19 protein-coding genes and 1 pseudogene are annotated in these 19,670 nt (G+C 55.8%); 15 read left to right on the top strand and 5 right to left on the bottom strand.

The features are described from left to right. Positions 1 to 325: 325 nt before the first annotated feature. Both NUW46_RS14930 and NUW46_RS14925 read right to left on the bottom strand, forming a co-directional pair. Entirely contained in the window at positions 326 to 1,120 is a 795-nt protein-coding gene (locus tag NUW46_RS14930) for an esterase/lipase family protein (RefSeq protein ID WP_418140500.1), read from the bottom strand. A 22-nt stretch (positions 1,121 to 1,142) separates the two neighbouring features. After that, the gene (locus NUW46_RS14925) at positions 1,143 to 1,622 is read right to left on the bottom strand and encodes a MarR family winged helix-turn-helix transcriptional regulator (protein WP_418140499.1); all 480 of its coding nucleotides are present in this window, start codon (positions 1,620 to 1,622) and stop codon (positions 1,143 to 1,145) included. A 198-nt stretch (positions 1,623 to 1,820) separates the two neighbouring features. On the opposite strand from NUW46_RS14925, the gene NUW46_RS14920 reads away from it, so the two are divergent. From NUW46_RS14920 to NUW46_RS14900, 5 genes are all read left to right on the top strand, one after another. Further along, positions 1,821 to 2,099, top strand: a complete 279-nt coding sequence (locus NUW46_RS14920; RefSeq protein WP_418140498.1) for a 2TM domain-containing protein — start codon at positions 1,821 to 1,823, stop codon at positions 2,097 to 2,099. Positions 2,100 to 2,290: 191 nt separating this feature from the next. After that, positions 2,291 to 3,844, top strand: coding sequence for a phytoene desaturase family protein (locus NUW46_RS14915; RefSeq protein ID WP_418140497.1), 1,554 nt, complete (start codon positions 2,291 to 2,293; stop codon positions 3,842 to 3,844). A gap of 229 nt (positions 3,845 to 4,073) precedes the next feature. Then, positions 4,074 to 4,559, top strand: coding sequence for a DUF3592 domain-containing protein (locus NUW46_RS14910; protein ID WP_418140496.1), 486 nt, complete (start codon positions 4,074 to 4,076; stop codon positions 4,557 to 4,559). 30 nt (positions 4,560 to 4,589) lie between these two features. Further along, positions 4,590 to 5,084: a DUF1772 domain-containing protein gene (locus tag NUW46_RS14905; RefSeq protein WP_418140495.1), complete on the top strand. Its 495-nt coding sequence runs from the start codon at positions 4,590 to 4,592 to the stop codon at positions 5,082 to 5,084. Between the two features lie 200 nt (positions 5,085 to 5,284). Beyond that, positions 5,285 to 5,983 carry a crotonase/enoyl-CoA hydratase family protein gene (locus NUW46_RS14900; RefSeq protein WP_069184284.1) on the top strand — a complete coding sequence of 233 codons (699 nt, stop codon included), beginning with the start codon at positions 5,285 to 5,287 and terminating at the stop codon, positions 5,981 to 5,983. 1 nt (position 5,984) lies between these two features. Here NUW46_RS14900 and NUW46_RS14895 read toward each other — a convergent pair whose 3' ends face one another. Further along, a complete protein-coding gene (locus NUW46_RS14895; protein WP_418140494.1) occupies positions 5,985 to 8,186 on the bottom strand; it encodes a LemA family protein in 2,202 nt (733 codons plus the stop codon). 160 nt (positions 8,187 to 8,346) lie between these two features. On the opposite strand from NUW46_RS14895, the gene NUW46_RS14890 reads away from it, so the two are divergent. The 3 genes from NUW46_RS14890 (at position 8,347) to NUW46_RS14880 (ending at position 11,234) form a co-directional block, all read left to right on the top strand. Next, positions 8,347 to 9,378 (top strand): threonine aldolase family protein, encoded by a 1,032-nt coding sequence (locus NUW46_RS14890; protein WP_418140493.1) that lies wholly within the window; start codon positions 8,347 to 8,349, stop codon positions 9,376 to 9,378. A gap of 74 nt (positions 9,379 to 9,452) precedes the next feature. Beyond that, positions 9,453 to 10,019 carry an elongation factor P-like protein YeiP gene (yeiP, locus tag NUW46_RS14885; RefSeq protein ID WP_069182860.1) on the top strand — a complete coding sequence of 189 codons (567 nt, stop codon included), beginning with the start codon at positions 9,453 to 9,455 and terminating at the stop codon, positions 10,017 to 10,019. 30 nt (positions 10,020 to 10,049) lie between these two features. Then, the gene (locus NUW46_RS14880) at positions 10,050 to 11,234 is read left to right on the top strand and encodes a YbfB/YjiJ family MFS transporter (RefSeq protein WP_418140492.1); all 1,185 of its coding nucleotides are present in this window, start codon (positions 10,050 to 10,052) and stop codon (positions 11,232 to 11,234) included. A gap of 29 nt (positions 11,235 to 11,263) precedes the next feature. Here the strand turns inward: NUW46_RS14880 and NUW46_RS14875 are convergent, their stop codons facing one another. Next, the gene (locus NUW46_RS14875; protein ID WP_418140491.1) at positions 11,264 to 12,418 is read right to left on the bottom strand and encodes a hypothetical protein; all 1,155 of its coding nucleotides are present in this window, start codon (positions 12,416 to 12,418) and stop codon (positions 11,264 to 11,266) included. Between the two features lie 212 nt (positions 12,419 to 12,630). Here NUW46_RS14875 and NUW46_RS14870 point away from each other — a divergent pair, with 212 nt between their 5' ends. Then, the gene (locus tag NUW46_RS14870; protein WP_222465105.1) at positions 12,631 to 13,140 is read left to right on the top strand and encodes an acyl-CoA thioesterase; all 510 of its coding nucleotides are present in this window, start codon (positions 12,631 to 12,633) and stop codon (positions 13,138 to 13,140) included. A 7-nt stretch (positions 13,141 to 13,147) separates the two neighbouring features. On the opposite strand, the gene paaX is transcribed toward NUW46_RS14870, so the two are convergent. Next, on the bottom strand, positions 13,148 to 14,116 hold the full coding sequence (gene paaX, locus NUW46_RS14865) for a phenylacetic acid degradation operon negative regulatory protein PaaX (RefSeq protein ID WP_305965959.1): 969 nt from the start codon (positions 14,114 to 14,116) through the stop codon (positions 13,148 to 13,150). A gap of 274 nt (positions 14,117 to 14,390) precedes the next feature. On the opposite strand from paaX, the gene NUW46_RS14860 reads away from it, so the two are divergent. The 6 genes and pseudogenes from NUW46_RS14860 (at position 14,391) to NUW46_RS14835 (ending at position 19,651) form a co-directional block, all read left to right on the top strand. Further along, positions 14,391 to 15,548 (top strand): ABC transporter substrate-binding protein, encoded by a 1,158-nt coding sequence (locus NUW46_RS14860; protein ID WP_305965960.1) that lies wholly within the window; start codon positions 14,391 to 14,393, stop codon positions 15,546 to 15,548. 83 nt (positions 15,549 to 15,631) lie between these two features. Beyond that, positions 15,632 to 16,507, top strand: a complete 876-nt coding sequence (locus NUW46_RS14855) for a branched-chain amino acid ABC transporter permease (RefSeq protein WP_209400614.1) — start codon at positions 15,632 to 15,634, stop codon at positions 16,505 to 16,507. Further along, complete coding sequence (locus tag NUW46_RS14850) at positions 16,507 to 17,514, top strand: branched-chain amino acid ABC transporter permease (RefSeq protein ID WP_305965961.1); 1,008 nt, start codon at positions 16,507 to 16,509, stop codon at positions 17,512 to 17,514. The genes NUW46_RS14855 and NUW46_RS14850 overlap by 1 nt, the downstream gene beginning before the upstream one ends. Beyond that, positions 17,511 to 18,269, top strand: a complete 759-nt coding sequence (locus tag NUW46_RS14845) for an ABC transporter ATP-binding protein (RefSeq protein WP_069182867.1) — start codon at positions 17,511 to 17,513, stop codon at positions 18,267 to 18,269. The genes NUW46_RS14850 and NUW46_RS14845 overlap by 4 nt, the downstream gene beginning before the upstream one ends. A gap of 17 nt (positions 18,270 to 18,286) precedes the next feature. Then, positions 18,287 to 18,688, top strand: a pseudogene (locus tag NUW46_RS14840) (ABC transporter); the annotation flags it as partial. Positions 18,689 to 18,946: 258 nt separating this feature from the next. Continuing rightward, positions 18,947 to 19,651, top strand: a complete 705-nt coding sequence (locus tag NUW46_RS14835; protein WP_069183653.1) for an ABC transporter ATP-binding protein — start codon at positions 18,947 to 18,949, stop codon at positions 19,649 to 19,651. Positions 19,652 to 19,670: the final 19 nt, after the last annotated feature.

Genomic DNA, 19,670 nt, shown 5'->3' with positions numbered 1-19,670 from the left:
AATAGTTTCAGTTCGTTATGGGCCAGAAGGCCCTCCACCGGACAGCCTTGTCGCCGCCTCGCTCTGCCAAGGCGGCCGCTGAATGTTGGCGTTATTCCAAAATCTGAATGTTCGCTTTGCGACCCGAGCGGGCATCGGTCATGAGCTATTTATTTGAGTTGAGCGGTTATGGCTTTGGCTCGTTCGGGCTCACACTAAGGCGAATACACGCCCAGGGGTGGCAGCATGGAGCGCGATCAGGCCGCCGAGCGAGTGGCCAACGATATGGGGCGCATGATCGCACCTGGCACAAACAGAACCACCCGTTCTAAGTTTTGCAGATCTGTCATTGCGCTTTCCGCTCAAGGGTCAGTTCCTGCAGCACAAGCTCCATCACTCGCCGGTTGATCCCCATCCCGAGGTGGGAGACGTCGGTGGTTATGTAGCGGGTGGTGCTGTCATTGGCGAGGATGCTGGCGGACCAGTCCACTATCCCGTCAGTTCGGCTAATGATGGCGCTGACGGGTGGTTTGATTGGCTTTCGATTGCGTCTTTCTACTTCGAGCTCGATCCAGTCGAGATTCAAGCCTCGCTTGCTCAGAAGACCTGCCGCACTGGTGTATTTGGGACCGCCGATCACCGGTGAACCCAAGGTGACCACCTGGTCGACGTACTGTGGCAGATCTCTTGCGACTTCCCGGGCGATGGTGCCGCCGAGGCTCCAACCCACCAACGATGCGGTGGTTGACTGTTCCTCGCAGAAACGTGACACCCGCTCCACCATCTGATCGCACAGATAGGGAACGCCGGTCTCGCCTGCAACCTTTTCGGGTATGTCGAAATCCCAGGACAGCATGTGCGGATCGTGGGGAAGATCCAGGCCGGCTTTATTGACGCCGAGCCCCCATTCCAGTGGATTGAAGCCATGGCGCCGCAAGAAGTAGCGCATCGGAGCCATAGCTCTGTCGCTTGCGCCAAACCCTGGTAGAACGAACACGGCCCTGTTTTGGCCAACATCCGTGACATTGCGTGACGCCAGCCTGGTCATCCACAGGGGCAATGCCAGCACGTCGGCTGCAGCTCTGAGTTCCAGCGCTCTCAAGCTGGCAGGTGGCACGGAGAGAAATGATGAGTTCAACATGGACATTCTCCAAAGGTTTCGCCTAATCCAGGGCGGCTTTCACAACGCTGTCTGCGTCCATCGACAACAGGTGCTGTTTCATTTGGCGCATCAGGCGCCCGACAATTTCAACTTCTTCATCGGTGAATGGCTCCAGCTGCTGGCGAACAAATTCAGCCGCCACCTTGTTGGCTTCCAGGAGTAGCTTTTGGCCACGCGAGGTGAGCTCGAATACCAGGGAGCGGCCATCGGTTTGATGGCTTCGCCGATCAATCAAGCCTCGGGTCAGTAGCCGGTTGGTCACCCCAGTTATATTGCCTTTGGTCACCAGCAGCCGTTCAGCGATACGTTTTGGCGTGGCGTTTTGCTTGAGCGAACGAATCAAGAGCATTACCTCGAACTGAGCGGGCGTCAGCTCGACGTGATTGAGGGCTGAGCCATAACGCTGACTGCAGACTTGGTAGGCTTCAACAACGGCGCGCCAGGAGTCGGCTCGCCTTCCACTAAGTTCGGTGTTCGACATAAAAGCATCCTCCAATTCGATTTAGTACTGAACCAACTGGTTTATGGATCAACTAAATTGAAACTATTTTCGGAGGGCTGTCAGGGAATATGGGTCAGGCTGCTCGCGTCCATTAAACTGGAGAAAGTGCAGAATGCAGACTAATTAACTGTCAGGACTTCTTTGCATCATATCCTTGAGAAAGGAAGGGAGGCGCAAGTGGAAAACCAAGAGGCTTACCACAAAGCGAAGAAAAGACTACAGGCTAAAATTGGATTTTATAGACATCTGGCGCTCTATTTTGTAATCAATACCCTACTTGTTGTCATCAACCTTCTCACATCAAGCCAATACCTCTGGTTCAAGTGGCCACTTATTGGATGGGGTATTGGCGTATTCTTTCATGCCTTGGGAGTCTTCGTGTTTTCTCGAGAATCGGCTATTAATGAACAGATGATTCAAAAAGAGATGAAGAAAGAAGAACGCAAGAAGTATTGATTCCAAAGGAACAAGTATTAAAACCATCAGCTTGTCCTATCAGGGGCGTTCACGAGGGGGAAGTTCGGGGTGTGGTCGATGGGCTTGATTTTGAATATACGTTCTCGTTCAGAAGTTATTGCTTGAACTAAAATAATCAGTCTCGGGTGTTGTCGCTTAACATAGGGAGATGGATAGGGAGGTCTCGCCGTATGACTGCTGCATCTAATGAAAACGGCTTCGATGTTATTGTCATTGGTTCCGGAATGGGCGGTATGACAACTGCTACGGCACTCTCCCGCATGGGGCACCAGGTTCTCATGCTTGAGCAGGCGCAGGTACTTGGCGGGCTGACTCACTCTTTCACTCGCGCTGGTTTCAGCTGGGACGTTGGTCTCCACTATTGCGGCATATTTGGCCACGACCAATTCGCCGGCCGGATTCTGGACTGGCTCAGTGGCGGAACCATCGAATTTCGCTCACTCGGCACCATCTATGACACTCTGCACTTCCCGGATGGTTTCGAGATTGCCGTCGGGCGCCCGGCGGAAGCCTACAAGATGGAGCTTAAAGATCAGTTTCCCGACAATGCGGCTGAAATCGATGCCTACTTTGAGGCATTGCTGTCGGCTGAGGAAGCAGCATATATGGTGGGTGCGGAGCGATCGATACCTGAGCCATTTCGCTCGGCCCATCGCTGGTGGAATAAAAAGAAGATCAATCGCTGGGCCCATCGCACCACGGGTGAGGTGATAGATGAGCTCATCAGCAATCCAAAACTCGCCGCTGTGTTGTCGGCCCAGTGGGGAACCTATGGCGGCAAGCCGAAAGAAGCCAGCTTTGCCTTTCATGGCATGGTCATGGGGCATTACCTTGAAGGTGCTGGCTATCCCGTCGGCGGCGCCGGTGCCATCGCAAAAGGACTGGTTCCTGTGATCGAAGCGGCCGGTGGTTGTGCGCGAGCTGGAACACCGGTTAGTGCAATATTGCTGGAAAACGGTAAAGCCGTAGGTGTGCGCACCCAGTCCGGTGAAGAATTTCATGCGCCAATCATCGTCTCGGCGATCGGCGCCGGTGAAACCGTGAAGCACCTGCTGCCTGCGGAAATTCGCAAACAGTCCTGGGCTCAGGAGATAGCCACTTTCAAACCATCGATCTGTCACTTCGATCTTTATTTGGGCTTTGAGGGGGATATCGCCAAACACGGGGCAACACGCTCGAACCACTGGTTTTACAATAGCTGGGACACCAATGATGCTATCTGGGCAGGGGGAGACAGTGAGCCATTTTCGATGGCGTTTGTGTCGTTTTCTTCTCTTAAAAACCCCGCTCATGACCCAGGACCGACGAGCAAGCACACTGGCGATGTGATGCTCTGGGCTGACTGGTCGTCAGTGGCCAGGTTTGCGGATGGCGGTGCGGCTAAACATCCCGACGAGTGGGCGGCATTCAAGCAGACCATCGAATCCAGGATGCTGGACTTCTTCAAGGAGAAGTTCCCGGATCTCGCACCGCTTATCGTCTACCATGAACTCGGCACGCCACTCGCAACGGCATTTTTCACTGGCCACGAGAAAGGCGGTTTCTATGGTGTCGAAACCACTCCGCGTCGAATGCTATCGGATGCACTCAATGCCCGTACACCTGTACCCGGATTATTCCTGACAGGCCAGGACGTGATGAGTCCAGGAATCGCAGGGGCTCTTGCCGGTGGTATGTTTAGCGCTGCGGCGGTTGATCCACGTGTATTCCAGAAACTCAAATAAGGCATTTGAGATATCCATGAAGATTAGACGCTTGGCGCATCCTCCGATGCGCACGACATACCCAAGCTAAATTGGGAACTCTCTGACTTGGATCTGAATGTTCGCTTCGCGACCTTCGCCTGGGGTGAGTCACAGTTAATTGATTGCGCTCAGCATCAAGAAAACTATTCTGCCCTCTCAAAAAATAAAGAGAATAGGCAGGCCATCCTCAACCAAAAGAGCAAACCGCGTGGAATACCTGATTACGATGTGGGAGCTGGCTAGAGCAGGTGAAAAGCAGGGTGTCATGTTTTTCATTGCGCTTTACTGCTTTTTGATCATGAGCATTTCGCTCTTCGGCCAGTTGCGTATGAGGCAGTGGCCTTCAGTCACAGGCAAATTACTGGACGGAGGCACCCGCACCTTTGGTGGAAGTGATCGATATGATGCTGATACGCGTTATGTTGTCAGCGCCCTCTATGAATATGAGGTCCACGGCAAAAGGTATCAGGGCAAACGTGTTTCACCTTGGATCTTCGTCACCAATCGAAACGCCAGGGGTATTCTCGAGCACCAGTTCAAAAGCGTGGATCGGCAGGGGGACTTGGTTAAGATTTTCTATAACCCGAACAATCCCAAGAAAAGCACGCTGTTGAAACCCGGTAAATTCGGAGTCTGCGTTTCTTTCGCGATTTGGATCGGTCCGCTGCTTACCTACATTGCCTCCTATTATTGAACCCTGAGAATAGTTCCAGGAGGAAAGATCATGACTTTGTTTGAACTGGCATTGCTCGTGGCTACATTGTTATCGGCCTTAACAGCAGGGTTTGTCTTTGCCTTCGCATCGGTGATCATGCCCGGAATCGGAAGCTTGTCGGATAAAGAATTCATCCGTGCCTTCCAGACCATCGACGGCGTGATCCAGGCCGGTCAACCGGTCTTTGGTGTTGTGTGGATAGGGTCCGTCGTCGCTATCGTGGCGGCGGCAATTCTGGCCATCCTGCAACACGACGGCATGGTACCAACCCTGGTGAGTGCCAGTGCAATCGCTTATATCCTTGGAGTACAGCTCCCAACGTTCCGTATAAATGTTCCGCTGAATAACGCCTTGCAAACGTTGAATGTGAACGAGATGGATGAACGCGCGCTCGATTCAGCTAGGCGATCTTTCGAGCCCAGGTGGGTGAAATGGAACTTGATCAGGACATTATTCGCTTCCGCGGTTAGCGCCTTAATGATGCTGGTTCTTCTTTGGCTTTGACACAGCCCGCGAGCAGGGAACGATAATCCCTGATCTCAAGGGTCTTGGGGGGAGGCTTCTGGCGGGTTAATTGAGCCAATGTTCATGCACGTTCAGGCGACATGACAAATGGATATTGAAACTCGGGCTCGTGTGCCACACAATCAGGTTCAGTGAAGTAAACAAACACTCACTTTAATTCCGGTAGAGAGGTAGTACAAGTGACTGAGCTGGTAAGTTATGACTTGAAAGACGGTGTCGCTACGATTGCCATCAGCAATGGCAAGGCCAACGCCCTGAGCCATGAGGTGTTCGAGGGGCTCAATGCCGCGCTGGATCGGGCAGAGCAGGACAAGGCCGTTGTGATCCTGACTGGCCAGCCAGGCGTTTTCTCTGCCGGCTATGATCTGAAAGAAATGCAGAAAGGCCCCAAAGAGGCCGCCACGCTGGTCAAGACTGGCTCCACCTTTACCCGTCGACTGGCGGCGTTCCCCTTGCCGATTATTGGTGCCTGTAGCGGCCATGCCATTGCTAAAGGCGCCTTCATTCTGCTGTCAGTGGATCACCGCATTGGTATTGAGGGGCCCTTCAAACTCGGCCTGAACGAGGTTGCAATCGGCATGACCATGCACCACGCCGGGATCGAAATTGCCCGCCATCGACTGGCGCCTGCGCACTTCTATCGCTCGGTCGTGAACGCGGAGATCTACAACCCGCAAGGAGCTGTGGAGGCGGGCTTCCTGGATGAGGTGGTTGCCCAGGACAAGCTGGTTGAGCGGGCCACCGAGCTGGCGCTCCACTTCAAGACCCTGAACATGCGCGCTCATCGTGAAACCAAGGTGAAGGCGAAGGCGGACTATCTGGCGCTGCTGGATCGCTGCATCGAGCAGGATGCCGAGCACCTCGGCCTGAACGGCTAGTTCAGGCTTCGGAACCAAACTGGGCTGCTTCGCGAAAACGGAACAGTTTGGCGAGGATTACGTCGGGGAACGACTGAATCCGCGTGTTGTAGATCATGGCACTCTCGGTGTAGCTGTTTCGCAGTAGCGAAAGATAGTTTTCCGTCTCTGCCATGATCAACATGAATTTCTGAATCACCTCGCTGCTCTTCAGGTCCGGATAGCCTTCGATCCGGGCCTGAAGTGCGTTGGTTACCTTCTTCTCGAACTGAATCAGCTTGTCTGCCTGCCCGCTCGAATTCATCTCGGCAGGGTCAGCGTTGCGCAGCTGGGCAATGGCTTTCAGCAGCTGTTTTTCATGGGTCAGAGACGCCTTGACGACGTTCTCCAGGTTGGGCCACAGGTCATGGCGTTGCTGGAGAATGGTACCGATATTGGCGGCTGCTCGATCAACGCGGTTTTTCAGAAAAACAATGTCGTTGTAGTGCAGGATGCCGGTGTAAATGAGCAGTACAAACGGTACCGTCAGTGCCGACAGAATCAGGTTGTCCGGGCTGAAACCGCCGTCTGCCGCAAACAGGGCGGTGGTTGCAAACAGGAACAGGCCGAGGGTCAGGGCAATGCCCGCAAAACCCCGTGCTCCGCGGTCCAGCACTATGTCCTCTTCTTCGTTGCCACTGATCAGGAAGGGTGAAGCTTCGTCCTTCTGGATTGTGAGTCGGTCCGGCCTGTCAGGGTCCAGGCCGGCAAAGCCCAGGCAATAGACATTCACGAAGGTGTCGAGGAAGCGCACAGTGTAACGCCTGTCACCTTCGCGCTCTGAATGGTATTGCGGGTATTCGATCTTCGCACCGTCTGGCTGTACGAGAACCTTCCCCTCGTTGTCCTCAAGCCAGAAAGGTACGCTTTCCTGGCGATGCTCTATCACACGCCATTTTTCGTTTTTTCCGGAGCCACGCTTCTCTTCCACCTTGTAATCGAAGGCCACGCATTTTTCGTTTTTCAGTGGGTCACGAAGAGGCGGGTGGTCATCATCAACATCCACCATGGCCTTGAGCTCAGACAGGCCGAAACTGAGGCCTCGGGTGCTGCTGGTGGGAACCGCCTCAATCAGGCGCTTGAATTTGACGGTCCGGATCGACAACCACAAGAGCAAGAGGGCAGCAATAATGCTGGCTGCTGCCAGCCCCCGGCTGGTCCAGGCGTGCTGATATCGGCCTTCGGGCTGGCTGGCCACGATAGATTGGGCCATGTTTGCTGTCCTTTCATCCAGCTCGGGAACGGGCAGGCGATTCTGGACCACGCTCCGGAACATCCAGCGATCCAGCCAGCCACTGGTGCTCTGGCGGATCAGTTGCTGCAGTGCGGCCACGTCGGCCAGTACCAGCGAGGGGTTGCCGGCCTCATCGATCTGTTGGTAGCGGGTCTCATACAAGTTGGCGATGGCAGACCATTCCTGCCGGAGTTTGTTGATGCCAAGCACCGAGAGTGTTCCGGACACCGTAACTGTCATTACCAATACGTAGACCCAGAATCGGTGAATCTTTACAAGGGGCAGCAGTAGCGCAACGCCCAGAGCCAGCAGACCGGTTGCGATGGAAATACGGATGGCTGCCTCAAAGAAGCGATCGCCACTGTCCGCGGCCAGGGTGTTCCTCGAAACCATGGCGGGCAGGCTGAAGTCCTCGAGCCCTGCGAAGCTGATAGACGCGGTGTTGCTATTGTATTGGCCTATTACCCTGGCGGTGTTGCCAGGAACGAGTGCCCACTCCGAATAGATTCGTCGGCCCGATTGTTGGCGATAGGTTCGGTCCAGGGCCCACTCGGCACTTTGGAGGTTGCCGCCTGCGGCCACGGTGACGGAGCCGGTCTGGTCGCGCAGCAGGAAATCCCGGCCGCGGGAGCCGGAATCCAGGGTGCGGATTCGCAGATCACCGTCGGAGTCGCGATATTCCTCCTCAAGCTTGTAGCGATAGTAGACCGCTTCGGTCTTGGAGTAGGGCGTTTCCAGGATTCCCAACTGATCGGTGACTTCGCCGGCGATGACATAAGGGCCCGTGGTCAATGCTCCAACGGGGGTCTCGGGAAGTCGTTCCAGTTGCCGCGCCTCGGTGAGCTGGCTCAGACCGGTGGTCATGGCGTAGTAGCTGCCGGCCAGGCAGCCGATTGCGAGAATGGCGGTAATGATCCGGCCGGGAATGCTGGCGATGTTGAAACGCCTCATGGCGGGAGTGCCCCTGTGCTGCTGGCTTTAAGGGGCAAGAGTATAAAGTATCCGGCTTTTCCATTCTGCCAATCCAGTGGCAACCGGGTATTGGCAAGTTGGCAACTGCTGGCGGTTGCTATAACGTAAAAGGCTTTCCTTTCAGATTTCAGGAGCGGTTGTGTCCCAGTCCGAGCAGTTTGCCAGCGATAACTACAGCGGAGTTTGCCCACAGGCCTGGAAGGCCATGGAAGCGGCCAATCGCATGGATGAACCAGCCTATGGCGAGGACAGCTGGACTCAAAAGGCAGCGGATGGTCTGAGGACGCTGTTCGATACCGACTGTGACGTTTACTTTGTGTTCAACGGCACCGCCGCCAACTCCCTGGCCTTGGCGTCAATCGGTCAGTCGTTCCATAGCGTGATCTGTCATGAGCTTGCGCACATCGAGACCGACGAATGCGGCGGCCCTGAGTATGCCTCCAACGGCGCCAAACTTCTTCTGGGGCAGGGGGAAAACGGCAAGCTTACGCCGGAGAGTATCGAACACCTGGTCACCAAACGGACCGACATTCACTACCCCAAGCCCAAGGCGCTCAGTCTCACTCAAGCCACGGAAGTGGGCACGGTGTATACGCCCGAGGAACTCAGGGTTATTCGAGAGGTTGCTGATCGCCACAGGCTTAATATCCATATGGACGGTGCCCGCTTCGCCAATGCGGTGGCAGCGCTGGATGTGCACCCGTCCGAGATTACCTGGAAGGCCGGTGTCGACGTTCTTTGTTTTTCGGGCACCAAGAATGGTCTGGCGCTTGGCGAGGCAGTGGTGTTTTTCAACCGTTCTCTGGCGGAGGATTTCGAATGGCGCTGCAAGCAGGCCGGCCAGCTGGCCTCGAAGATGCGCTACATTTCGGCACCCTGGTGCGGGCTTCTCGAAGGGGATGTGTGGTTGGAGAATGCGCGCCATGCCAATGCCTGTGCACAGCGTCTTGCCGAAGGCTTGGAAGGGCTTCCCGGTATTCGGTTACGCTATCCGAGGCAGGTGAACGGTGTTTTTGTGGAAATGCCGGACTCTGTGCAGGCAGCTCTGCGGGCCAGGGGGTGGCGCTTTTACAACTTTATCGGTGGCAGTGCCCGCCTGATGTGTTCCTGGGCTACGAGCACTGAACAGGTCGACCGTTTCCTGTCGGATGTACGAGCCTTCGTGAGCTAAGAGCTATCGATTCCGGGGCGAAGTCGTGGTATATCAGCAGCCCCAAAACCCCAAATTTTACGGAACCATAAGACATGCCCAGAGCCAGTGAAATCAAAAAGAATTCCGCCGTTGAATACGATGGTCGGGTGTATTTTGTGAAGGATATTGAGCGTTCAGTGCCTCAGGGTCGTGCCGGCGGCAGTCTCTACCGCATGCGCATGTATGACGTGGTCACCGGCCAGAAGCTGGACGAGACGTTCAAGGATTCCGACATGCTCAACCTGGCCGATCTCACTCGTCGGGAGGTCACCTTCTCCTACGCGGATGGCGATGAGTATGTGTTCATGGATACCGAAGACTTCACCCAGTACAGCCTGAATCGTGAAGCCATCGCCGACGAGTTGCTGTTCATCTCAGAGGACACTCAGGGCGTGATGGTCATCCTGTTGAAGGATGCTCCGGTTGCACTGGCACTGCCGCCGACGGTGGAGCTGGTGATTGACGAAACAGATCCGTCTGTCAAAGGCGGCTCGGCGACAGCAAGAACCAAGCCCGCCCGCTTTGCCACGGGCCTGGTTGTTCAGGTTCCCGAGCACATTTCCACAGGAGATCGCATTCGCATTAACGTGGAGGAGCGCAAGTTCCTGGGCCGCGCCTGATCTGAAGACGTTTCGCAGTAAGGAATCTCCGTGAAGCCGATAGAAACAATCAAGGTGCTGGTCGCCAGCGTGATTTCGGTGGTAGTGATGGTCGGTATTGCCCGATTCTCCTACACGCCGATGATCCCGGAAATGGTGGCTGCGCTCGGGCTGAGCAAGTCCGTGGTGGGCCTGCTGGCTACTGTGAATTACGCGGGCTACCTGACCGGGGCAGTGCTCATTACCCGGATCAGCGATCTTGATCTCAAGGTCAGGCTTTACCAGCTTGGCCTGGTGGTTGCCGTGGTCTCCACTGTGCTGATGGGCTACACCACCAATGTGTGGCTCTGGTACCTGCTGCGCTTCATTTCCGGTCTGAGCACCTCAGCGGGGATGCTGTTGGGCGCCGGGCTGTTGATGAGCTGGCTGATCAAGCACAACCAGAAGTCCGAGCTTGGGGTGTTCTTTTCCGGTATCGGCCTCGGGATTGTCCTGACCGCCGTTACCGCGGAGCTGATCAAGGATCCGTTTACCTGGGATCAGCAATGGGTAATCTACGGCCTCGTGGCCCTTGCGCTTCTGGTGCCTGCCTGGCGCTGGATGCCGGACTACAGGGCCTGTGCCTTGCCGAAAACAGGTGCGGCCAAAACAGGTGATGAACGCAGCCGGTTCATACGGATCCTCCAGTTGGCGTATTTCTGCGCCGGCGTGGGCTATGTGGTCACGGCCACCTTCCTGGTAGCAATTGCAGAATCCATGCCCGAGCTCCAGGGGCAGGGCTGGCTGGTCTGGCTGATTGCAGGCCTTGCGGCAACGCCGGCCTGCTGGTTGTGGGATGTGTTCTCCCGCCGCTGGGGGCAGTGGCTGGCCTTGTATCTGGCTTACACCCTGAACTCCGTCAGCATCCTGATGCTGATCGTGAACACCAGTCTGGCCAGTGTGATGCTCAGTTCGGTTATTTACGGCGCGAGCTTTATCGGTATTGTCAGCATGATGCTGGCAATGGTGGGGCGGGTGTTCCCGGAAAATCCATCACGCCCCATGAGCCGGCTCACGTTCAGCTATGGCATCGCACAGATGGTAGCGCCTGCAGTGGTTGGCTATCTCGCCGATTTGGAGGGCAACTACACCAACGGTCTGTGGCTGACGCTGGTGGTGATGGCGTTGGGGGTGTTGATGCTCCACCTGGCAAGGCGGGCGAAGGAAAGAGAGGCCGAACCTGCTCTTTCCCCGTGAGTATCGCCGCAGTGCCTGTGGGAATCCAGTTACTCCCTGGCCCGGTAAAAAGCCCGGCTCTTTTCGTAAACAGGGGACATATCAACCAGACTAAAGCCCAGCACCGGTTTATGAATCAGGAAATCGACGTTCGTTCCTGTCTCGAGGCTTTCCCAGTATTCGGTAATATTACTGCTCCGTTGGTCAATCGCAGGATAGTCTGAATGCTCAAAGTGGGCCGCCCCGGTCATTTCATAGGCAACGGACATTGGCTCAGGCGAAGCGATCAGGGTGTAACGCTGTATTCCGGGATAAGTTGCAGCGATCGCCACCATACAGAGCATAGCTGCAACTCCCACCCGCTCAGCACCAGGGGCACCTCTGCCGAGCCGTATTCCCAGTGCGCCCGCGAGTAGGCCTGCAGAGACAAATGGCCACAGGGGGAGGTCTCCAAGAATCAGATAGTTGGTGAGCAATAGGTAATCGATCAGCGCGTAGGCGCCCAGGCCGGTCAGCAGTACAAGTTCGATCACCATGCCCCGGTGCCTGAGGAGGTTGAACTGTTTGGCCAGGGGTCCGGAACGGTCAACAGGTTTCGAGGCAACACTTGCTTCACCGGCTGCTTCAGACAGGGCCCTCACGAGAGGCGCTTCGTTGATTATGGCTTCCACTCGTGCCTTGGGTTTCCCGAAGGCTCCCGTAAGCCCCAGTCGGTGATCCGGCGCGCCAACCTGCAAAAAGTTGTAGGGTTGGAGCAGGTAGGTTTTACTGTCGGTGATCAGGCGGAGCCGCGATTGCTGAATAGCCTGGGCCATATTCCGGAACCCCGTGACCGGGGTCAGCTCGATCTTCCGAATGGTGTGCAGCGGGATCCGATGCTCGCCAGTGGTCAATCCCATCAACCCGAGCCCGGTCAGTTTGGGAATTTTGATGCTGACGGTTTCACTGTCCAGGGTCACTTTCACTTTTCGGTTGGCTGCTGCAACCAACGCGCCGATCAGCGAAACGATAACCAGAATCTGTAACTCGAAGTGGATGTTTCCATAGTCGTCTCTGAATATCTCGGCGAAGTCCATTTCACTGAGGTTTGGCAGTTCCAGCAGGAGGAGGCTTCCCAGCATGAAGGCGAATAGCGCAATGAGTGCGCCCAGTAGCTGGCCGGTTTTTAAAATACTGGCGGAATAACGGAAATGTTGCTTCACCATGCTTTGATCATCCCTGAGTCAACAAATGTGGGGCCATAGTAATACATCATTTGGGCTAAACCAGTATTTCAGGTTCTATCTTTGCGCAGTGACACAGAGTGAGAATGCCGTATGTGGAAGTTTCACTTAGAGGCATCGGGGATGTCGGGTAGACGCTGACTTTCTTGCTGATGTTCAAATTATGATTAACAGAACCGGAAAGAGGATCGTTCATGGCTGACAAGCCTTCAAAGCCCGTATCAGCATCCGCTATTGAGAAGCACGTTTACAAGGTGTTTCCGAACGACATGAATTCCCACAACACGGTGTTCGGCGGCATGATCATGGCGAAGTGCGACCGGCTGGCTCTGGTGGTTGCGGAGCGCCATTCCGCCCATGTTTGTGTGACGGCTGCCGTGGATTCAATCCATTTCAGGGCGCCGGCAAAGGGAAACGATACGCTGTTATTCAGTCTTTCGCTGAACCGGAGCTGGGGCTCTTCCATGGAAATCGGTGCGAGGGTGGAGGCCGAAAACAGCTACACCGGCGACACCCGGCATATTCTTTCGGCCTTTTTCACCTTTGTTGCACTGGACGACAATGACAGTCCGGTGGACGTGCCAGAAGTGATTCCAGAGACGGCCGAACAGAAACGCCGCTTCAAGAATGCGGAAATCCGTCGCGAGGGGCGTTTGGCAACCAGAGAACAGCTCTCGTCCGCTGACGGGCAATCCTCTGATTAGCCATGGTTTATAGCACTTCCGGTTCTGTTCTGGGTTCTGTCGTGGGCGCGGTGTCTCTCAATCCGCCAAAACGCTTGTAGAACTTTTCACCAGGACCGGGAAGGGGGCCAGAGGCGTTTTCCAGGTTTTCGTCGAGCCACTGCTCGGCGCGTGCGTAGATCTGCCGGTACAGGTTGCGACACAGCTGTTTGGCACTGCGTCCTTCCCAGTCGCCGGGCAGCAGTTCATCCGGCAACAGCGGATCCCGCAGCAGGATCTTGCGGTATTCGTGGATCAGGAGTATCCGGAGAATAAGGCATTCCTCGGGGCTCAGTGTGTCCTCAGACTGAAGCTCCCGCCACAGCGGACGGAATTGACTCAGGAATCGACGGTACCGACCGCCCAGCTCTTCAAGGTTCCAGCTCTCCCGAACCTGCAGTCTCAGCGCCTTTGGGCTCTTCTGCTCCATAGGCATGGTCTGCATGACGATGGTGTCTTCCAGGGCGCCCCATTCCTGGAGCATCGGGATCAGCTCACTACGTGTGAATCGGGGGTGCTCCATCAAACCCGGCGCCATGCTGCCGAAACTCAACCACTTGAGTTCTTCCCGGACTTTTTGTCTCAGCTCCGGGGACAGCTGGTTCAGGTACACCAGACACCAGCTCCCGCTCCATTCCTCGGTATCCAGGTTGTAAACGTGCTGGAACGCCTGCTCGAACCGGCGCAGTCCAGGGCCGGTGAGGCTGTAGTAACTGCAACGACCCACTTTCTCAGTTTGCAGCCAGGATTCCTGAACCAGGCGATACACGGAGGTGCGAACCAGCCGCTGACTGATGCCCATGGGCTCAACCAGCTTCATCAGGCTTCCCAGCCAGACATTGCCGCCGCGGGGAACGATGGCGTCGCCGTAGATGGTAATGATGAGAGAGCCTGCGCGCAGCGGCCGCTTATTCTGGAAGTTCTTGACGAGCAATTCGAGCTGGCTTTTTGCAGTCATGGCCTGAGTTCGCAAATAAGAATCAATGAAACACGTTGCACGTATTATGCGGTTCTTACGTGTCAGGTAAAGGTTTGTCTTTGTATTTGCCGTGCTGGCGCGTTGCGCCAGTGTCGGCTTTACTGAAAGAGCTGTGTCGATGCTCTCCCTAAATCTGTTGACACGAGAGTTATGATACAATAACTTCGTTTGATATTCGTCAATGGTATCGAATTATACCGGGAGCGAAGACACAAAAACTCAAGCCCCTGCACAATTCGGGAGAACAAAAACAATGTTTAAAACAGTGATTCGTCGCGCAGGAAAATGCGCAGCCGTTGCAGCCGCCAGTCTCATGATGATGAGCGCCCAGGCAGCTGATCCCATCAGGATCGGATCGTTCCTGTCCGTCACAGGGCCGGCATCCTTCCTTGGTGATCCCGAGCTGAAAACGCTCGAAATGTACGTTGAAAAAATCAATGAAGAAGGTGGTGTCCTTGGTCGTCAGCTCGAGCTGATCCACTACGACGACGTTGGTAACGCCTCTTCGGCCCGTAATTTCGCCAGCCGTCTTATCCGTTCTGACCGGGTGGACATCATCGTTGGCGGAAGTACCACAGGCGCAACCATGGCGGCCGTTCCGCTCGTTGAGCAGGCGGGCGTACCGTTTATCTCCCTGGCCGGTGCTGTCGTTATTACCAATCCTGTCAAGAAGTGGGTCTTCAAGACGCCCCAGACCGATCGCATGGCGGCTGAGCGTATCCTTGCAGACATGAAAGACCGCGGTATTACCAAGTTTGGCCTCATTTCCGGTACCGGCGGGTTCGGCAGCTCCGGTCGCACCCAGACCCTGGAAGTGGCCGAGCAGATGGGCATGGAAGTTGTTGCCGATGAGACCTACAGCGGATCTGATACAGACATGACCGCCCAGCTGACCAATATCCGTAACACAAGTGGTGTGCAAGCGGTTCTTAACTTCGGTTTTGGCCAGGGCCCGGCCATCGTGACCCGTAACTATGCTCAGCTCGGCATGGAGCTTCCGTTCTATCAGTCCCACGGTGTAGCTTCTGACAGCTTCCTGGAGCTGGCTGGCTCTTCTGCCGAAGGCCTGCGTTTGCCCGCCTCTCCGCTGCTGGTGCCGGACTCCCTGCCGGACAGCGACCCCCAGAAAGAAGTGGTTCAGAACTACAAGGCTGAATACGAAGCCCGTTGGGATTCCAAAGTGTCTACCTTCGGTGCCTATGCCTACGACGGCCTGATGCTGGCAGTTCGCGCGATGGAAGAAGCCGGTTCTACCGATCCGGAAGCCGTTCGTAACGCGCTGGAAAGCATCAATGGCTATGTCGGCGTGACCGGTGTGTTCAATATGTCACCGGAAGACCACAACGGCCTTGATCCGGAGTCCTTCCGCATTCTGGAAGTCCAGAATGGCGAATGGAAGCTGATTAACTGATCCTCCTTTAACCTGTCTCGCGGCTGGCGACGTCCCTCTCCCCCTGGGCGTCTGCCAGCCGATGTTCGACCGGAAATACCGCTATGTTCGCAGAATTCTTACAGTACCTGTTTACCGGGGTCACTATCGGCGCAACCTATGCGCTGATCGCTCTCGGCTTCACCCTGATCTATAACGCCAGTCACGTCATCAACTTTGCCCAGGGCGAATTCCTGATGATTGGAGGTATGGCGACGGTTTCCCTCACGGCCATGGGTGTGCCCATGATCCTGGCGGTCGTTTTAGCCGTTATTCTGGCCGGTATTCTCGGTATCGCCCTGCAGCGGTTTGCCATTGCGCCGGCCAAGCAGGCGGATGTCGTGACTCTTATTATCATCACCATCGGTGCGTCGATCTTTATTCGCGGTATTGCCCAGGTTGTCTGGGGAAAGGAATACCACGTGATGCAGAATTTCAGCACAGACCAGCCCATCGAGGTGTTCGGTGCGGTGCTGAACAGCCAGAGCCTTTGGGTTCTGGGCATCGGTGCCATTCTGGTGGTAGGTCTGGTGCTCTTCTTTACCAAGACACTGATAGGTAAAGCGATTCTGGCGACGTCAATGAACAAGGAGGCGGCACGCCTTGTCGGTATCCGGACCCAGATGGTTCTGATGCTGGCGTTCATGGTGTCAGCACTGCTGGGCTCGGTAGCCGGTATTGTGGTGGCTCCCATTACCTTCACGTCCTACGACATCGGTATCATTCTCGGGCTGAAAGGCTTTGTGGCGGCTGCGATTGGCGGCCTGGGTAGCGGTGTTGGCGCGGTTGTCGGCGGACTGTCGCTAGGTATCGTTGAAGCCATGGCGGCGGGCTATATCTCGTCTGACTACAAAGACGCCGTGGCCTTCTCCATGATCCTGCTGGTGCTGTTCTTCTTGCCCCGCGGCTTGTTTGGTGCCAAGGTAGTGGAGCGCGTCTGATGTTGAATACCTTTATGCAGTCGCGTCTCCGAGGGCTGATTATTCTAGCCCTGATTCTCATCATTCTCCCTGCTTTTCTGGGCAACCCGTTCCATTATGAGCTGGTCACCCAGATAGCGATCATTGCCGCAACGGTGGTTGGCCTGAATCTTCTGGTTGGTTACGCCGGGCAGATCAGCCTGGGGCACGCCGGATTCTTTGGTCTTGGTGCCTATTTCACCGGTATCGCAACCGGCACCTATGGCTGGTCTTCTGTGCCGGCTCTGGTGGTGGGCGCAATCGTTGTCGGCTTCATTGCCTGGATTGTTGGTCGTCCGATCTTGCGCCTGAAAGGCCATTATCTCTCCATGGCAACCCTCGCCGTGGGCTTCATTATCGCTATTATCCTGAACAACGAGCGGGCGCTGACGGGCGGGCCGGATGGCATGCCGGTGCCGGCGTTCGAAGTGTTTGGCTGGGAGCTGAGTGCGTTTGGAAGTTATTCACTGTTTGGCATCGAGATTGAAGGCTTCCAGGCCTGGTATATCTTTGCCAGTGTCGTACTTCTGGTGGCGGTCTGGTTTGCCCTGAACCTTATTGAATCGCCTATTGGCCGGGCACTGCGTTCGGTTCACGGCTCGGAAGTGGCTGCCAGTGTTGTTGGTGTAAATACCGCGAAGTACAAAAGCCTGGTGTTCGTGATTTCTGCCATCTACGCCAGCCTCATGGGCAGTCTTTATGCCCATTTCCAGGGCTTTATTACGCCCGCAGTCGCAAGTTTCGAATTTTCCATCCTGTTCATCACCATGGTTGTGCTGGGTGGCATGGGATCCACCTTCGGTGTAATTCTTGGTGCCGTGGTGTTGAAGCTGTTGCCCCAGGTCCTGGCGGATTTCCAGGAGCTGGAGCACGTCATGTTCGGCCTGATACTGATGCTTACCATGATTTTTATGCCCAAGGGGCTGTTGCCCACTCTCTCCGCGTTTGTTTCCAAGAGAATGCGCAAGAAAGCGGGAGGTGAGGCATGACAGCGCTGGTAGAAGTCAAAGGGCTGGATAAAGCCTTCGGTGGCGTCCATGCGGTGGAAGGTGTGAGCTTCGCCGTAGAGGCAGGGCAGGTCTATTCGGTTATTGGTCCCAATGGTGCCGGCAAGACCACGCTGTTCAACCTGATCACGGGGCTTTACACACCAACCAAGGGCGAGATCCTGCTGAACGGTGAGAGTACCGCCAAGCTGGAGCCGAATGACCTCGCTGAACGGGGCATGTGCCGTACCTTCCAGCAAATGCAGATCTGTATGAACATGACGGCCATAGAGAACGTTATGTTGGGGCGTCATCTCAAGCTGAAAAGCACGCTGCTGACGACTCTGTTCCGGTTGCCGTCCTTGCGCCGTGATGAAGCTGCAGCCCGTAAGCGTGCCGCTGAGCTGATGGAATATGTTGGCTGCGGTGAATACCTTGATACGGAAGCCTCCGCCATGTCCTATGGCGCCCTCAAGCGCCTTGAAATCGCCCGGGCACTGGCGGCTGAACCGAAGGTGATACTCCTGGACGAGCCGGCGGCCGGTTTGAACGCGGTTGAAACCGCTGCCCTGGAGGAGCTGATCCGGAAGATTGCGGATCAGGGCACCACGGTAATGCTGGTTGAGCACGACATGAAGCTGGTGATGGGTATTTCGGACCGGTTGCTGGTGCTTAACTATGGCCGTGTTCTGGCTGAAGGAACCCCCGAGGAAATCCGACAGAACCCGGATGTTATTGCCGCCTATCTGGGTGGCTGAGCAAGGAGACATTTCACATGAGCGAGCAAACTACTGAAATGGCGCCTGCCCAGTCACGCAGTGAGCAGGCCGTACGGATTATTGTTCATGAGCACCAGGCGCTGTGGCGGATTCTGGATCTGCTGGATCAGTTGCTGAGTGACATGAACGTCAACGATCAGCGGCCCGATGAACGGCTGCTGACGACCATTTTCGATTACATCCAGCACTTCTCCCAGCGTGTCCATAGTACGCCGACGGATATCGAGCTCTACAAGCGGCTCAGCGAGAAGTCTCCGGAGACGGCGCCCCTTCTGGAAAAGCTGGCCAAGGGCTATGTCATCGGCCATGAGAAGCTTTTGGAGCTGCGCCGGTTGCTGGCCGAGTGCGAAGAAGGCTGGCCGGAAGGTCGCGAAGAATTCAGTCATGCCCTGGCCCGTTTCACGGAAGCCCTGCGCAAGCACATCCGCAAGGAAGAGGGCGTGGTTATCCCGCGGGCCCGTAAACTGCTGACCGAGGAAGACTGGCAGCAGATCATCGAAGCCCGGGACGTGGAAAATGATCCCCTGTTCGGTGAGCGCGTCCGGGAAGAGTTCCGCGAGTTGCGGCACCAGATTGTCAGCTATACCCCGGAGAAATTCGGTGGGCTGGGCCTGAAACATGCGGATCGGGTTACTGCGCCCCATGCCAAACAGGAAATGCTGTCGATCAAGGGACTGGTTACCTCCTACGGCCAGATTGAAGTTCTGCACGATGTGGACATCCACATCAACAGCGGCGAGATCGTGTCACTGGTGGGTGCCAACGGCGCGGGTAAATCCACGCTCTTGATGACCATCTCCGGCCTGCAGCCTACGGATCGCGGTGCCATTACCTTTGAAGGCAAGGATCTGGCGAAGATCAGTGCCGATCAGCGGGTGGCTAACGGTATCGTTCAGGTGCCCGAAGGCCGGCAGGTGTTCAAGGACCTGAGCGTCCACGACAACCTGCTGTTGGGGGCCTACACTCGAGGCAAAACGCCCGAAGTGATGGACGATCTGGAGCGGATGTACACCAAGTTCCCGATTCTGCGTCAGAAACGTCATAACCTGGCGGGTGAGCTGTCCGGTGGTCAACAGCAGATGCTGGCGATGGGCCGGGCCCTGATGGCCAAGCCAAGACTTCTGCTTCTGGATGAACCAAGCATGGGCCTGGCGCCGCTGATCGTTGAAGAAATCTTCAACATCGTCAAGGAGCTCAAGGAAGAGGGCATTACCATCTTCCTGGTGGAGCAGAATGCCTCCCAGGCCCTGGCGCTGGCGGATCGCGGCTATGTGCTTGAGACCGGTAAGGTGGTGATTGAAGGCACCGGCCGTGAGCTGCTCAGCAATGAGAAAGTGCGGGAGGCTTACCTGGGCATGTAATCGCCAGGGATTTTCCTTG

It is taken from the genome of Marinobacter sp. MA (genome assembly GCF_048298425.1).
In the GTDB taxonomy this organism is placed as follows: domain Bacteria; phylum Pseudomonadota; class Gammaproteobacteria; order Pseudomonadales; family Oleiphilaceae; genus Marinobacter; species Marinobacter salsuginis.
Note: the sequence above shows the minus strand (reverse complement) of the source record. Positions and strands in the feature narration are given on the sequence as shown.

What these genes read in the sequence shown, in the direction of transcription:
- NUW46_RS14930 (WP_418140500.1), bottom strand. Translation starts at nt 1,120, where the DNA reads ATGTTGAACTCATCATTTCTCTCCGTGCCACCTGCCAGCTTGAGAGCG.
- NUW46_RS14925 (WP_418140499.1), bottom strand. Translation starts at nt 1,622, where the DNA reads ATGTCGAACACCGAACTTAGTGGAAGGCGAGCCGACTCCTGGCGCGCC.
- NUW46_RS14915 (WP_418140497.1), top strand. Translation starts at nt 2,291, where the DNA reads ATGACTGCTGCATCTAATGAAAACGGCTTCGATGTTATTGTCATTGGT.
- NUW46_RS14905 (WP_418140495.1), top strand. Translation starts at nt 4,590, where the DNA reads ATGACTTTGTTTGAACTGGCATTGCTCGTGGCTACATTGTTATCGGCC.
- NUW46_RS14895 (WP_418140494.1), bottom strand. Translation starts at nt 8,186, where the DNA reads ATGAGGCGTTTCAACATCGCCAGCATTCCCGGCCGGATCATTACCGCC.
- yeiP (WP_069182860.1), top strand. Translation starts at nt 9,453, where the DNA reads ATGCCCAGAGCCAGTGAAATCAAAAAGAATTCCGCCGTTGAATACGAT.
- NUW46_RS14875 (WP_418140491.1), bottom strand. Translation starts at nt 12,418, where the DNA reads ATGGTGAAGCAACATTTCCGTTATTCCGCCAGTATTTTAAAAACCGGC.
- NUW46_RS14870 (WP_222465105.1), top strand. Translation starts at nt 12,631, where the DNA reads ATGGCTGACAAGCCTTCAAAGCCCGTATCAGCATCCGCTATTGAGAAG.
- paaX (WP_305965959.1), bottom strand. Translation starts at nt 14,116, where the DNA reads ATGACTGCAAAAAGCCAGCTCGAATTGCTCGTCAAGAACTTCCAGAAT.
- NUW46_RS14860 (WP_305965960.1), top strand. Translation starts at nt 14,391, where the DNA reads ATGTTTAAAACAGTGATTCGTCGCGCAGGAAAATGCGCAGCCGTTGCA.
- NUW46_RS14855 (WP_209400614.1), top strand. Translation starts at nt 15,632, where the DNA reads ATGTTCGCAGAATTCTTACAGTACCTGTTTACCGGGGTCACTATCGGC.
- NUW46_RS14850 (WP_305965961.1), top strand. Translation starts at nt 16,507, where the DNA reads ATGTTGAATACCTTTATGCAGTCGCGTCTCCGAGGGCTGATTATTCTA.
- NUW46_RS14845 (WP_069182867.1), top strand. Translation starts at nt 17,511, where the DNA reads ATGACAGCGCTGGTAGAAGTCAAAGGGCTGGATAAAGCCTTCGGTGGC.
- NUW46_RS14835 (WP_069183653.1), top strand. Translation starts at nt 18,947, where the DNA reads ATGCTGTCGATCAAGGGACTGGTTACCTCCTACGGCCAGATTGAAGTT.